This is a genomic window from Sutcliffiella halmapala, from assembly GCF_002019665.1.
GTDB classification, from domain to species: Bacteria; Bacillota; Bacilli; order Bacillales; family Bacillaceae_I; genus Sutcliffiella_A; species Sutcliffiella_A halmapala.
Map to the genome: position 1 here is coordinate 4,526,872 of NZ_KV917375.1, position 15,049 is coordinate 4,541,920.

Sequence of the window (15,049 nt, forward strand, 5' to 3'; positions counted from 1 at the left end):
TTTGCGAATAAGGCACTCACATTTTCAATGCTTCCTTCTCCACTAAATCCAAGTATTCCTGTACCACCTTATTATTGCTCTTTTCACTGCCAAGCTTTAGCATTGCTCGTCCGACAAAATTAACGCCCTTATTTTGCCCCTCATAAGTAAATTTCGTATGTGTCTCATCTATCTTTTCTAATAGGAAAGTAAGGTTTATTTCAAAGGCTTTGCCAAGTACAAAGCGTATTTGCTTTCGTTTTTTTGCTTCTGTATTTTCATAAGCTAATGTTTCCACAATATACGTTTCCACGCGTTTACCCTCTCGATACTTCTGCTGATGCTTTGCTCCGACTTCGCCTTCCAGCTTTTCTATTAACGTATGTTCTTCTACTTTCGGCATCGTTTTCGTGATGTTTTTATCTAAAAACAGCTCCCATACCTTTTCTATAGGAACGGGAATTATCCTTTCTTCCTTCCATTGAATCATTCGCCTTCCTCCTTCCCAGATGCAAGAAACGCATTAATCTCTTCCTCTTTATGTTGCCAATCTTTTATTTGCAACTGGATGTTCTTTCTTTTTTGAATTAATAACTCTTCTAAATGTGCAAAGGATTCGTCCTCCATCACAGAAATCATTTCTTGTATCGTAAAGCCGAAACTTCGCAACTTCACTAAAAGGATAGCGAGAAAATAACTGCCGTCATCGTAGTATCTGTAATGATTCTTCGGATCAATATAAGCAGGCTCGATTAATTTCACCTCGGCATAATACCGTAACGTTTCCTTGCTAAGCCCAGTCATCTGTGAAAATTCACTTATCTTGTACATAAACCCTCCTCCCCTTCCATCATAAACTGTGGGGTGCACCACAGAGTCAATGCCCTATATTATAAAAGCTCCAAATCCCATCGTTCTTCGGTTAAAGCTTCACCAGTCCATTCATCATTTTGCTTTTCTTCTGTCAGTGTAAAACCGTACTTTTGATAAAGATGACGGGCTGCCCCTAAGATGCTCACCGTCCATAAAAATACATGCTGATAGTTTTGATTGCGACAAAACTCAATTGCCGTCTCCATCAGTCGCTTGCCAATTCCAAGCCCTTGATAATGCTCATCCAAAACAAACCATCTAAGCTGGGCTGTGTTATCGTTAAATTTTGTAATGGCAATAGAACCGACAATTTCACCGTTCACTTCTGCCACCCAAAGCTCCCCACCAGCTGTATCTAGCATAAATTCAGTTAAACCCTTCATCACGTAATACTCAAACATCTTTCCGAAATGATAGGTTTTATCGTAGAGTTTCCCGTGAAGATGGGCAACATACCCGAGATCTCCAGACTGAAACGGTCGAATCGCTACCTCGGATTGAGGAGAAATTTTCTGTGAAAGAATAGTTTCAATCGTTTCCATAGCAGTGAGCAACTTAGGGAGATCTTGCTCAGGTAATGTTCGAATCATTTTGCCTACTTCTCGGTTCGCATCTTCAACAAGATTGTTATAAATCTTTCGGCCATTATCTGTTAGATAAAGTTGATATTGACGTTTATCATCTGTTGAACGTTCTTTATAAATAATGCTGTCCTCTTCAAACTTTTGAACAATCCTACTCATATACCCACGGTCAATTCCGAGAGTTTCTCTTATTTCCGTAGCAGTGCAGCCATTTCTATGATTAATTTCCGTTATTACCCGCGCTTCTGTTAGAGGAAATGGCTGGTTATAAATTTCTTGGTCAATTTTCCCGAGAACATTTGCATAATACCTATTAAATTGGCGGACTTTTTCTACAGAGTGAATAGTTTTCATTCAAACTCCTCCTAATATTCAGATAATTATATTATATTTAAATTTAGTTGACTAAGTCAATTAAAATCTCCTCAAAAAAATATCACAGCTTTAACAACTGTGATATACTCCGAATATTTGATTAGAAACCTGATTAGCATAAGGTTAAAATTAAAAAAGTGCGCCATCTAGTGGTCTTCAGTAGATGGGAGTTCATCTTTAACGATTTGCAATACCTTAACCTGGTAGCCATCCATTTCGATAATTTCAAAGCTTAAGTTTTCGTAGCGAATTATATCCCCTTCTGCAGCGTCTATCTTCTCCGTTAGAACCCAGCCACCAATTGTATCGATATCTCTGTCGTCGATATCTAAGCCGAATAAGTCATTTATTTCATCAATAAGCACTTTCCCATCCACTATCACCTTATTATCACTAATTTTATTAATTTCTAGAACTTCATCTGCATCGAATTCGTCACGGATTTCCCCAACAATCTCTTCTAGAATATCCTCCACTGTCACTAACCCAGCTGTCCCCCCATATTCATCCACTAAGATTGCCATGTGAATTTGATCTTTTTGCATTTGTACTAATAGATCGTGAATCGCAATCGTTTCAATTACTTGGATGACGGGTCGAAAAAATTTCTCCATTCTTATTTCGTCATCTTCCCCATAAATAAAGTCCGTAAAGACTTCTTTCATATTGACAATACCTACAATATTATCCTTATCCCCATCCATGATAGGGTATCTTGTGAAATTCTCTTTCCTAAAAATTTCAAGGCATTCATGTAAGGTGTTTTCTTTATCGAAAGCCACTATTTCTGTACGAGGAACCATAATTTCTTTTGCAAGTCGATTATCAAATTGGAAAATATTGTTGACATAATCATATTCAGATTGATTGATTTCTCCACTCTCGTAGCTTTCCGAAAGAATATACCGCAATTCTTCTTCTGAATGAGCAATTTCATGTTCAGAAGCCTGCTTTATTCCAAACATACCAACAAGTAACCGAGCTGAACCATTTAGTAACCAGATAAATGGATACATTATTTTATAAAACACGATGATTGGTTTGGCAAATAGCAGCGACACCGCTTCCGCCTTTTGGATTGCTACGGTTTTTGGGGCTAATTCTCCAACCACTACATGTAAAAAAGTTACGATTGCAAAGGCAACAGCAAAAGATATAATTCCTGCAACACGGTCATTGATTTGGAAACTTTCAAAAAGTGGGTGAAGAATGCGTTCAAATGTTGGTTCTCCTAACCAACCTAGTCCTAACGCAGTAACTGTGATCCCTAACTGACAGGCAGACAAATACTCATCAAGATGGCTAACCACCCTTTTAGCAGCTGTTGATCCATTCCTTCCCTCTGTAATTAATTGATCAATTCTCGAACTTCGCACTTTAACAATTGCAAATTCTGTTGCAACAAAAAATCCAGTTAGTCCAATCAGAACAACAATCAAAAACAAATTCACTATTTGCAACGGCTCTACACCTCCTCGAACTAATAATGGCCAGTTATATAAATTAAATGGATTCTCATTTTCTTGTTCAGTATTTGCATGGAAGGTGCGGTTTATAAATAAAAATCATTCCTAAATAAAGGAAAGAGAAGATGACTAGTACTGTAATGTTTAAAATCCACTCTAGGCCGCCTGATTTCAAAAATACAGCTAAATGATCTTGATGTGATTGTTTGGAGGAAATAGTATTTTTTAAACAAACGTTTGATTAACAAGCAAGTACTTTCTAGGTCTCCCAAGGGTTAAAGAGGTCAGACCTTTAATTAACTTTTTGAAATATTATATTGGTAATTGCAACTTTACTTAAATAAAAAAAGCAGATGATATTGACGCATCATCTGCTTCTAACAAAATTAGTCTTTCTTCATCCCAGTATAAATAAAAACTGCATCCCTCAAAAATGCTGCTGTTCCTGGAGTCTTTTTATCATAGTATGCAGTAAATCTCTCATCATCGACATACATTTGCGCGAGTCCAGCATGTGCTTCCTTCGAGTAGCTGTCCCAGTAAAAGCCAAGCCATTGTCGGTGCAGATCGGCTGTCTTCTGTGCTAATTCACCAGCTGGATCTCCCGTTAAGAATGCTTCATGTAAAGTATCTAGAACTTCCTGAGCCAATCTTTCTCCTTCTGCGAACTTCTCTTGACTCATTCCTTTTACCTTTGCATTCGACTTATTGATTTTGTCGTCACCGTATTTTTCTCGAACTTCTTCTCCATATTTCTTTTCATTTTCATCTATTATATTTTGCTTAAATGCCTCGAATTTCTCTTTGTCACTCATCGTTGTTCTCCCTTCTTTCACCGCTAAGGTTTTGTCTACATTAGCGATTAGTGAATTCAATTGCTCACGCTTTGTCAGAAGCTTTTCACGATGTTCCTTTAATGCGTGCACTTCATCAAAGGATGGGGAGTTAACGATCTTTTTAATGTTTTCCAAATCTACATCAAGCTCTCGGTAAAAGAGAATTTGTTGTAGGCGATCTACTTCTGCTTGCCCGTAGATTCGATATCCTGATGAATTGATTCTTGCCGGCTTAAGAATCCCAATTTCATCATAATATCGTAGCGTTCTACTCGTTATCCCCGCCATTTTCGCTAACCTTTGCACCGTATATTCCATGTGCTCACCTCCTGACAACTTCACTATACACCTTGACGTAGCGTAAAGGTAAATAGATAAATTAAAAAAGTTCCGTTCATTTTTTCATTCGAATATTTGCTTTCGTTAAGCGTTTCAATTTTTAACCTCATGCAACTTTATTTTCCATCTCCTACATATATAAAAGCATACAAAAAGATTGCTCTAGACCCACCCATATTCTAATTGGTATTATAGTCAAGTACTTTATGGGAGGGCAGGATCTATGGAAAATGAAAAGTATCAAAACCTAAAGCTAGGTGAACGTGGGGCAATTATCAGTATCATTGCTTACCTCTGTCTTTCTGCCATTAAATTAGTCGTTGGATATACGAGTGATTCCGCTGCTTTGAAAGCAGATGGCCTAAATAATGCAACTGATATCATCGCCTCTATTGCTGTTCTTATTGGACTGAAACTTTCACAAAAACCACCTGATAAGGATCATCGTTATGGCCATTGGAAAAGTGAAACCATTGCCTCCATGATTGCGTCCTTTATTATGTTAGCAGTTGGTATTCAAGTCTTAATTAGTGCGCTAACTTCCATGTTTCAAGGGAGAAATGAATCCCCTGATATAATGGCTGGTTATGTTGGGATCTTTTCAGCAATTGCGATGTACTTTGTCTATCGTTACAATAAGAAATTAGCGACAAAAATAAATAGTAAAGCAGTGATGGCTGCATCCAAGGATAATTTATCCGATGCCTGGGTGAGTATCGGTGCTGCAATAGGAATATTCGGCTCTCAATTAAACATGCCTTGGCTTGATACGGTAACAGCGATTATCGTCGGAGTTTTAATATGTAAAACAGCATGGGATATCTTCATACTGGCCTCACATGAATTATCTGATGGCTTCGATGAAAATAAAATTGACAAGTATCAGAACGTTATAATGAATGTCGATGGTGTAAAAGGAATTAAAGAAATAAGGGGTCGAAACTACGGAAACAACGAAGTACTAGATGTTGTGATTCTCGTTAACTGCACGCTTGATATAAAAGAAGCGCATGACATCGCAACACATGTAGAAAAGATTTTGATGCAGGATTATGGGGTTTATAGTGTACATGTACATGTGGAGCCTCAATAATCATTCCTTCTAATGGGGGATACTATATTACATCATGACATACATATTCCCCCTATTATCAAAAACACACCTACTCTCAACAAGAGTAAGGTGTGTTTTTATTTATATATTAGGATCTGCGTCGCCATTTTCTTTATCCTTTTTTGTTAAACCTAATTCAAACAGTCCCGCTTCTTTTATCGCGAGGATTCCAATATAAACAAATGGACCAAAGATCAATCCCATTACGCCGAAGAAAACGAATCCAAAATACATCGATAAAACAGTTGGAAGCGCTGCAAGCCCAATAGAATCTCCAAGTACCTTTGGTTCGATTATTCTTCTAAGTACAGTGATCCCTACTGCCAAGATAAATAACTGAATACCCATGTTTACATCCCCTAAAATCATGGCGATGATTCCCCATGGTACAAGAATCAGTGCTGGACCAACGTATAACGGAATAATATCAACTAGCCAAATAATAAAAGACATGATAAAGGCTTCATCTGGTGAAATAAAGAAAAGAGAAATGTAGGTAATAAGGAATACCCCAATACTAAGAATAAACTGAGCTTTCCAGTACCCAACGAAAACATTACTCATCCGATGTAACACGAATCGCAGCTTGTTAGATGTTTCTGGATTGAAAAAGTTTAAAAATAGATTATACAGTCGTGGTAAATCTAAGCTAAATAAGAACAATGTTATTAAATAGATAAGTGTAACAAATAATAGGTTAGGGATAACTTGTAACCATGAGCCAAGCATCGCAACAAATTGCGAGGTAATCTGAATAGCTTTATCACTTAAACCTTCCGACTGCCTATGTAACTCTCTCACAATCAGATAGCCCTGAGGAATCTCTTCCACTAACTGATTAAATTTGATAATAAAAGCATCTATTGACCTTTGGATTTCAAGCGCATGCTGAGGAACATTTAGCACCCATTCGTAAATAGACTTGATAATTTTAGTGAAGGTAAAATAAACGGTAATCACACTAATGACTAAAAATAACGAAAAGACAATACTAACAGGGATAATTCTTTTCTCCATCTTTAAATGCCTTTGAATCATTTTAACGAATGGCTCAAACACCATTGCTGTCAACAGCGCTAATAGGATTGGTAAGAATACCGAAAAATATATGTAGACAAAAATACTAACAGCCGTAACGATACAAATGGTTAGTATTTTTTTTGTTAATGCGTGATTCAACAAATACATATCCTCCTCTAAATTGATTCTAATATTTATCTAAGTTCCCCACTTGATAGCATCCGCATCATTGTTCATGGTCATTGAAACTCGTAATTAAGTCCTATTTTCAAACGATATAAAATAATAGACATTTATACAAGCTGGAATTATTATACTACCTTTGCATATAAATATATCATCTTATTTTATAGAAAAGAAACATTTAATAAGTTAGGGGGGCAATAATGTTTATAGGAATTGTCGTAATACTTCTTCTTGTCTTAATACTACCATTATCCATTAAGATAATAGAGAGAAATCTAGAATTATTTTTGCTTGTGATGGGACTATTAGCTGTCTGGTTTAGCGATGTATTTAATGGCTCTTTGTTTCTAAAAGCAGCAACCGATCCTATTAAAATTACAATAGCGGTATTTATTGCCGGACTATTATTCAAATGGTTACAGAATCCTTTAGAAAAAACTATTATACAGATCAGTAACCGGATGCATTTTCATTTATTTATCGCTCTTACCGTTATATTTTTAGGATTAATTTCAAGTATTATTACAGCCATTATCGCAGCACTTGTCTTAGTGTTGATTGTTACGGCACTGAGGCTTGACCGCAAATCAGAAGTGCGACTTGTTGTATTGGCGTGTTTTTCGATTGGATTAGGTGCAGCATTAACCCCTGTAGGCGAACCACTTTCTACCATTGCTATTAGCAAATTAAATGCGGACTTTTTCTTTCTTCTAAATTTAATTGGTTCCAAGGTAATGATCGCTTTACTCGTATTTGGAGTTTTGGCAGCAATGCTTGTAAATAGCCCTCCACCTAGAGAAGCTTCTTCCTCTATGCCCTCTCCTAATAATGAAGGCTACGAAGAAATTCTCCTCCGCTCCTTAAAGATTTATTTCTTCGTAATGGGTCTCACCTTTTTAGGTGCAGGATTTGAACCTTGGATAAACAAGTATTTACTTGGTCTTGAGCCATGGCTCCTCTATTGGATTAATATGATATCCGCCATATTGGACAATGCGACTCTTGCAGCGGCGGAAATTAGTCCAAGCATGGATCACTTCACCATCAGCCAGGTCTTATTAGGTTTACTTATTAGTGGTGGTATGCTAATTCCGGGGAATATCCCAAATATTATTGCTGCTGGAAAGCTGAAAATCACTAGTAAGGAGTGGGCAAAATTCGGTGTCCCTCTTGGTTTATTCTTAATGTTTCTTTACTTTATATATGGGATTTTATTTTTTTAGAAGGTCTGTTAAATGCTGCTGTTGATATCACTGTGTTTGAAAAATAAACGGAAAATTTCCGGTTAAATTGGGAAATACCCTTATTCCACTTAAAATAAAGGAAGTTTTTCCGTTTATATTACCAAAATCATTGAATTTCACCTTAATTAGAGCAGTTAATCGGAATATCTCCGCTTATATCTGCTTCTTAAGCCCCAACTATATACATTAGCCGGAAAATCTCCGCCTAAGAATTCTCTTATACTCGAAAATTAACTATGATTACTAACAGTCTTGATTTTAAGGACATTATTTATATAGCTTAAACACTAAAAATGATTGGTTTTAAGAAAGATAAAAATCTTGGCGAATTCCATTATGAATTACCATGATTTTTCGTAAATTATTTCACCTGTTTTTTCACTTTTTGCCCTTCAAAAGAGAACCCGTTAATTATTTTCAAGGTAGTCTTTTTTTTATCTATTGGTAAATGTTACAATATGTAGGTAAGCCATTTATGACTTATAACTTACTACATAGGAGTGAACCAAATGTCCGTAGATGTTTATCTTAATTTTAATGGGAACTGTCGCCAAGCTGTAGAATTTTATGCTGAGGTTTTTGGAACAGAAGCACCACAAATTATGACCTTTGGAGAAGCACCACCCAACCCAGAATATCCACTACCTGAAGAAGCTAAAAATTTAGTCATGCATGCTAGACTTCAAATTAGCGGAAGCAATGTAATGTTTTCCGATGTTTTTCCTGGTATGCCTTTTGTGGAAGGAAACAATATTAGCCTTGCCGTAGTAAGTAAGAACGAAGAAGAGGTGAGGTCGGTCTTTCACAAGCTGCAAGAAGGTGGCAAAGTCGGCATGGAGCTTCAAGAAACATTCTGGAGCAAGCTATATGGTCATGTAACTGATAAATTCGGCATCCAATGGCAAGTAAATTATGACAACGGTGAATCCGTAATGTAAATCAAATAGATAGATTCTAGGGTATGGCATTTTCTTAAATAGAAAAGATTCCATATCCTTTTTTATTTATATAAAAGTCACGCTGTCTCCCCTTTTTACTAGTAAGATTTAAGTAAATCCCTCATGGTATGATAGAATCAAGCTAAATAAATATCGAGGAGACCTTTTTTTATGTGCCCACTAAACGAAGATCAATTAGAACAAATACGCATAGAACGCAAAAACCAAATCATGGCTGCTGCCCTTAAAGTTTTTGCGGAAAATGGCATAAAACTTACTAAAATAAGCATGATTGCGAAAGAAGCTGGTATTAGCCATGGCTTACTTTATCATTACTTTAAATCAAAAGAAGAGGTTTTACATTCTAGCCTTGAATGGGCAATGACTAATGGCACCGCTGAGCTTTTTCAAAATATGAATTCCATGAACGCATCCCCTTTAGAAAAGATAAAATATTTATCTAAAGTAGCGGTAACAGAAGGCGATAGTAATATATTTCGTGTCGTCCAACATTTGACACATTCCGGTCTCGATATTCCAGAAGAGACACAAAAACTAGTAGAAAGTTCAGGGAACGAATATGTCCAAAATCTGCTTCCTTTAATTATTCAAGGGCAAGAAAATGGAGAGATAATTCCTTCTCCCCCACAGGAATTACTAGAGCTGTACTTGACTGTTATATCTGGCATCATGATGGAAGGTGATTTAAAATGGTGGCAGGAAAACATGGATAAAAAAATTGATCTGTTGCTAAGGATGATTACAGTACGGTAAAAACATCTAACCAAGCTCCCACTAAAACCTTTAAGAAACCCACCTTATATTCTCAATTATTTTGTTGACAAAAGGTGGGTATCGTTTTATTCTTAGATTGACTGAACTGTTCAATCAAAAATAATCCAATATTATTTATAGTAATAAATATGCATGAATTGTTCTTTTATACAAACAGAAAGGGATGGTCAAATGAAAGATGTTCTTATCTCTGTGAACGACTTAAAAAAATCATATGGAAATAATGCGGTGTTAAGTGGGCTGACCTTTGAAGTAGAGAGAGGATCTATTTTTGCTTTATTAGGAGAGAATGGCGCCGGAAAAACAACAACTGTCCGCATTTTATCCACGCTTATAAAAGCGGATGCTGGAAAGGCCACAATTGCTGGCTTTGATAGTACAAAGGATGCTGGTGCAATTCGAAAGCTTATCAGTCTGACAGGGCAATACGCTGCTGTCGATGAGCTCCTAACCGGAGAAGAGAACTTACAAATGATGGCACGTTTACATCATTTTGATCGCAAAACGGTTAAGCAACGAACAGAGGAATTACTGACCCAATTCGATTTAGTAGATGCGGCAAAAAGACAGGCAAAAACGTACTCAGGCGGAATGCGACGTCGACTTGATATCGCCATTAGCCTTATCGGTTCTCCTAAAATCATCTTCTTAGATGAGCCAACTACTGGACTAGATCCTCGAAGTCGGATGAATATGTGGGAGCTCATTAAAGAGCTTGCAAGAAGTGGCGTTACTATCTTTCTAACCACACAATATTTAGATGAAGCAGATCAGCTCGCTGATAAAATTGCCGTTATAAATGCTGGAAAAATCGTCGCGGAAGGTACCGCCGAGGAGTTAAAGGGGCTTGTTGGAGAAGAAAAGATCGAACTTAGCTTTCAAAATCAAGCGGACCTTGAACTAGCACAAGTCTACTTAGATGGGCACGTTGATGAGAAGCAACTTAAAATTGCCATTACGGCAGATGGATCTACGGCAAGCTTACGTCACCTTCTCAATGACTTATATACACATGGAATTGAACCTACCGCTATCCATTACCGGAAGCCAACGTTGGACGATGTCTTCTTGGAAATGACGAGTAAACAAAAGAAAGGGGTTGTTCTCCTATGAAGGAATTATCTATCACTTGGGCGCTTCATGACGGGTGGGTCATGTTCCGCCGCAATTTAAAGCATATTTTTCGAAATCCAGAATCACTAATGGTCAGTATTTTTTTACCCGTTATGATGATGTTGCTCTTTGTCTTTGTATTCGGTGGAGCCATTCAAACAGGAACAGAATACGTTAACTACATTGTACCTGGCATTATCATTACTTGTGTGGGTTATGGAAGCTCGATGACAGCAATGAGCGTCACCCAGGATATGGTCGGAGGATTGTTTGATCGTTTCCGAAGTATGCCGATCCACCCCTCCTCCCTTCTAGTTGGGCATGTTGCTGGAAGCTTTGTCCGAAATATGATTAGTACGACACTTGTTATTCTAGTTGCAGTGTTAGTTGGGTTTCGACCAAATGCGAGCTTCATAGAATGGCTAGGTGCTTTGGGCTTGCTGAGTCTCTTTTTATTATCCATTAGCTGGTTATCCGTTATCTTTGGATTACTCGCCAAAAATATCGAAACGGCTAGCGCATTCTCCTTTATTATTATGTTTGCTCCATATATTAGCAGCGCTTTTGTTCCGACTGAAACGATGCCCTCTTGGCTTCACGCTTTTGCTGAAAATCAACCAATGACCCCATTAATTGACACATTGCGTGGCCTCTTAATTGGGACACCAATTGGCAATCATGCATGGTTGGCCATCGTTTGGTTTGGCGGAATATTACTCGTGTCTTTTGTAGTTGCAATGGTTATATTTAAGCGACGCAATCGGGAATAACACTTCGTATAGAAACATACAATGTTGACAGCCACTCTGTTTAAGGTGGCTGATTTTTTTATGTAGAAACACTTTTCAATGCTAACGTGAGGGGATTTTTTCTTTTTCTTATAAAAGAGGGAATCTGCCTATTGTGAAGAAAACTAAATGTAGCCTGAATTATCTCGATTTTAGGATTGGGGCATAATCGGAGCTTGATTGTTCCCTAATTTCTCATTATAAATAGATTTAGAGTATGAGCGGCACTCACCACAATCTCACACTATACTTTCGTTATTAAAACTAAAAGGAGGTCCATTTCTTTGCCTATAACTTTCCTATCCATACTCATCTTCCTTTCTGCCATTTCCTATTTATTAGCTATTAAAACGAAAAATCAAACGTTGCTATACATACTTAAACCAGGTACGATGCTATTGATCATCATCTTCGCACTCACTAGCCTGCCATCCTCAACGCCTGGATTTGCTACATGGATCCTAGTAGGATTAGTACTATCGCTATTCGGAGACATTTTTTTAATGTTGCCTAAAGATAGGTTTCTACCCGGATTGATCGCCTTCCTTCTGGCACATATTTGCTATATAATTGCCTTTTTACAATTACCAGTTCAACAAGAGGTAAATGTGTTTTTTACTATTGGATTAATGGTTGTGGCACTCTTTTTCTTCGCTATTTTGCAGAAACAAATTCAAAAGAATTCAGGCCTCCAATTAGTAATTGCCGTCTTCTTTTATATCGTGTTAATTACGGCTATGGTATGGTGTGCTGTCGCTACAGCTAACTTATTAATAATAGTAGGAGCTGTACTGTTTTATTTTTCTGATGCTACACTAGCTTGGGATCGTTTTGTGAAACCGCTGAAGCTTCGAAGCTATCTTGTTATGAGTACTTATTTTTCTGCTCAATATTTATTTGCGTTAGCACTTTTCATATGAATGAACGAACAATTAGAGCCGTTGGAGCATCAATTCCCCCAACGACTCGCTTAGCTAACTTACTATTCCTTGTTCACCAGCTGGCTCTCCCTGACTTTTGCAGCTGCTTCCACCATTACCTTTAAGGCACCGACCGTTTCCTCTAATCCTCGAGTTTTCAAGCCGCAATCCGGGTTAATCCAGAAAAGCTTTAAGTCAAGTACTTGAAGAGCGCGCTCAATGTTTTTCGTTAGCTCTTCTAGTTTTGGGATACGAGGGCTATGGATATCATACACCCCTAGTCCGATTCCTTTGTCATACGTATTTTCTTCAAAGGCATAGATCAATTCCCCATGGCTTCTCGATGTTTCAATCGAAATGACATCCGCATCAAGTGCTTTGATTGCATCAATAATATCTTCAAAATCGGAATAACACATATGCGTATGAATTTGCGTTTCGTTTTGCACAGGTGTTGTCGCAAGCTTAAATGCATAAACCGCAGCGTTAAGATAGCTATCCCAATAATCACGTTTCAAAGGCAAGCCTTCGCGAAGTGCTGGTTCATCTACTTGAATCATTCGAATCCCATTTTTCTCTAATCCCACTACCTCTTGTCGAAGTGCGAGCGCAATTTGATTAGCCACATCATAGCGCGAAATGTCATCACGTACAAACGACCAATTTAAAATAGTGATAGGCCCAGTAAGCATTCCCTTAACAGGCTTATCTGTTAACGATTGAGCATAGACTGTTTCTTTTACAGTCAATGGTTCATCATAGGACACATCCCCATAAATAAGTGGTGGTTTTACACATCTAGACCCGTATGACTGGACCCAACCGAATTTTGTGAATTGAAAGCCTGCTAATTTCTCTCCGAAGAACTCCACCATATCAGTCCGTTCAAATTCCCCGTGGACAAACACGTCAAGACCAATTTCCTCTTGAAGCCCAATCCATTTTTTTATCTCCGCATTAATGAATGTTTCATACTCCGCACCCGTTATCTCTCCTTTCCGCCATTTTAAACGCTGACTTCTCACCTCAGTCGTTTGCGGGAAGCTCCCAATAGTCGTCGTTGGAAGAAGTGGCAATTGGAAGGTATCCGCTTGAATAGCCTGACGAACGCCAAACTCCGCTTCCCGTTCCGTCTGATAAGTATCCAAACTTTGAATCGCATCTTGAACATCTATGTTATTTCGAACCGACGATTCATTTAACGCCTGAATCGCTTTGGTCGCAACTTTAATCTCATTTTGAATGGATTCTACTCCCTCATGTAACCCTTTTGCAAGCACAACTGCTTCATATAACTTCTCATCAGCAAACGAAAGAGCCCCTTTTAAAACCTCATCCAGCTTCTCTTCGTTTTTCACCGTTACCGGTACATGTAATAAACTGGATGAAGGCTGGACAATTATACGGTCTTTGGAAACAATCTTTGAGATTTCATGGAGAGCGGATAAAGTATCTGCAAGATTTGTTCTCCATATATTACGTCCATCAATGATTCCAGCGGCAAGCACCTTGTCTTGAGGAAACCCATGTTTTTTTAGTGCTGCAAGATTTTGACCATGATCATATACCAAGTCTAGTCCAATTCCTTGAACAGGTAAGGTTAGGACGTCTTCGAAATGCTCCACACTTTCAAAATAAGTTTGCAAAAGTATGTTTACCTTGGTTGCTCCTTCGTTCAGCTTTTGATAGACTTCCTTCACTAATTCAATCTCTTCTTTTGAAATGCTAGTAGAAAGAATAGGCTCATCTATTTGTACCCACTCTACTCCTTCTTCTTGCAATTCACGTAAAATAGTCGTATAAAGTGGGACAAATTGTTCCACGACTGCTTTGAAATCCTTTTTTGAATAACCCTTTGATAGCTTTACGAATGTTACCGGTCCTAAAATAACTGGCTTACCTTTAATATTAAGCTTTTCCTTTGCTTCTTTATAAAATTGTAATGGACGATTTTCAACAAGAGTTGGAACGGCATTGTCCAATTCTGGAACAATATAATGATAGTTAGTATTAAACCATTTGGTCATTTCTGCAGCAACGGCACCTTTCGTCCCTCTTGCTATATCAAAATACGTTTCTACTGGAACTTTCCCTCCACTATATTCGAAGCGCTTTGGCACAAGGCCAAACATAACAGCTGTATCTAAGACATGATCATACAAGCTAAAGTCCCCAACTGGAATCAAATCAATACCTATGTCCACTTGCTTTTGTAGGTGGTTTAGCCTAAATTCTTCTACTTGCTTTAAGAATTCATCCTTTGTTATCTTCCCTGCCCAAAACTGTTCCAGCGCTTTTTTCCATTCGCGTTTTTCACCAATTCTCGGATATCCTAAGTTCGAACTTATCACTTTACTCATTGTGTTTTCCGCACCCCATTCATGTTTTGTCTTCAACTAAAATAAAAAATCCCTCTTTTCATTTAGAAAGAGAGATTTATACGCATAGTTAACTAGAGTTGAGACTTTCTATTTTCTCT

At 37.7% G+C, this 15,049-nt stretch carries 14 protein-coding genes; 7 read left to right on the top strand and 7 right to left on the bottom strand.

All coding sequences use genetic code 11. From position 1 onward, the window contains the following. Window positions 1-16 precede the first annotated feature (16 nt). The 5 genes from BK580_RS22245 to BK580_RS22265 form a co-directional block, all read right to left on the bottom strand. The gene (locus BK580_RS22245; RefSeq protein ID WP_078382434.1) at window positions 17-469 is read right to left on the bottom strand and encodes an SRPBCC family protein; all 453 of its coding nucleotides are present in this window, start codon (window positions 467-469) and stop codon (window positions 17-19) included. Further along, window positions 466-810: a MerR family transcriptional regulator gene (locus BK580_RS22250; RefSeq protein ID WP_078382435.1), complete on the bottom strand. Its 345-nt coding sequence runs from the start codon at window positions 808-810 to the stop codon at window positions 466-468. The genes BK580_RS22245 and BK580_RS22250 overlap by 4 nt, the downstream gene beginning before the upstream one ends. Window positions 811-869: 59 nt before the next feature. Further along, window positions 870-1,790 carry a bifunctional helix-turn-helix transcriptional regulator/GNAT family N-acetyltransferase gene (locus BK580_RS22255; protein WP_078382436.1) on the bottom strand — a complete coding sequence of 307 codons (921 nt, stop codon included), beginning with the start codon at window positions 1,788-1,790 and terminating at the stop codon, window positions 870-872. Between the two features lie 167 nt (window positions 1,791-1,957). Continuing rightward, a complete protein-coding gene (locus BK580_RS22260) occupies window positions 1,958-3,271 on the bottom strand; it encodes a hemolysin family protein (RefSeq protein WP_078382437.1) in 1,314 nt (437 codons plus the stop codon). Window positions 3,272-3,663: 392 nt separating this feature from the next. Next, window positions 3,664-4,431: a MerR family transcriptional regulator gene (locus tag BK580_RS22265; protein WP_078382438.1), complete on the bottom strand. Its 768-nt coding sequence runs from the start codon at window positions 4,429-4,431 to the stop codon at window positions 3,664-3,666. A gap of 244 nt (window positions 4,432-4,675) precedes the next feature. Between BK580_RS22265 and BK580_RS22270 the strand changes: the two genes are divergently transcribed. After that, complete coding sequence (locus BK580_RS22270; RefSeq protein WP_078382439.1) at window positions 4,676-5,545, top strand: cation diffusion facilitator family transporter; 870 nt, start codon at window positions 4,676-4,678, stop codon at window positions 5,543-5,545. A gap of 102 nt (window positions 5,546-5,647) precedes the next feature. Here BK580_RS22270 and ytvI read toward each other — a convergent pair whose 3' ends face one another. After that, window positions 5,648-6,748, bottom strand: a complete 1,101-nt coding sequence (ytvI, locus tag BK580_RS22275; protein WP_235864093.1) for a sporulation integral membrane protein YtvI — start codon at window positions 6,746-6,748, stop codon at window positions 5,648-5,650. A 224-nt stretch (window positions 6,749-6,972) separates the two neighbouring features. Here ytvI and BK580_RS22280 point away from each other — a divergent pair, with 224 nt between their 5' ends. The 6 genes from BK580_RS22280 to BK580_RS22305 all read left to right on the top strand — a co-directional run bounded on the left by BK580_RS22280 (window position 6,973) and on the right by BK580_RS22305 (window position 12,570). Beyond that, a complete protein-coding gene (locus tag BK580_RS22280; protein WP_078382441.1) occupies window positions 6,973-7,995 on the top strand; it encodes a DUF1646 family protein in 1,023 nt (340 codons plus the stop codon). A gap of 530 nt (window positions 7,996-8,525) precedes the next feature. Then, complete coding sequence (locus BK580_RS22285) at window positions 8,526-8,954, top strand: VOC family protein (RefSeq protein ID WP_078382442.1); 429 nt, start codon at window positions 8,526-8,528, stop codon at window positions 8,952-8,954. A gap of 171 nt (window positions 8,955-9,125) precedes the next feature. Then, complete coding sequence (locus BK580_RS22290; protein ID WP_078382443.1) at window positions 9,126-9,728, top strand: TetR/AcrR family transcriptional regulator; 603 nt, start codon at window positions 9,126-9,128, stop codon at window positions 9,726-9,728. Between the two features lie 192 nt (window positions 9,729-9,920). Then, window positions 9,921-10,862 carry an ATP-binding cassette domain-containing protein gene (locus BK580_RS22295; protein WP_078382444.1) on the top strand — a complete coding sequence of 314 codons (942 nt, stop codon included), beginning with the start codon at window positions 9,921-9,923 and terminating at the stop codon, window positions 10,860-10,862. Further along, window positions 10,859-11,632 carry an ABC transporter permease gene (locus tag BK580_RS22300; protein WP_078382445.1) on the top strand — a complete coding sequence of 258 codons (774 nt, stop codon included), beginning with the start codon at window positions 10,859-10,861 and terminating at the stop codon, window positions 11,630-11,632. Before BK580_RS22295 ends, BK580_RS22300 begins: the two co-directional genes overlap by 4 nt. 302 nt (window positions 11,633-11,934) lie before the next feature. Continuing rightward, complete coding sequence (locus BK580_RS22305) at window positions 11,935-12,570, top strand: lysoplasmalogenase (protein WP_078382446.1); 636 nt, start codon at window positions 11,935-11,937, stop codon at window positions 12,568-12,570. A gap of 62 nt (window positions 12,571-12,632) precedes the next feature. Here the strand turns inward: BK580_RS22305 and metE are convergent, their stop codons facing one another. Further along, a complete protein-coding gene (metE, locus tag BK580_RS22310) occupies window positions 12,633-14,930 on the bottom strand; it encodes a 5-methyltetrahydropteroyltriglutamate--homocysteine S-methyltransferase (RefSeq protein ID WP_078382876.1) in 2,298 nt (765 codons plus the stop codon). Window positions 14,931-15,049 lie beyond the last annotated feature (119 nt).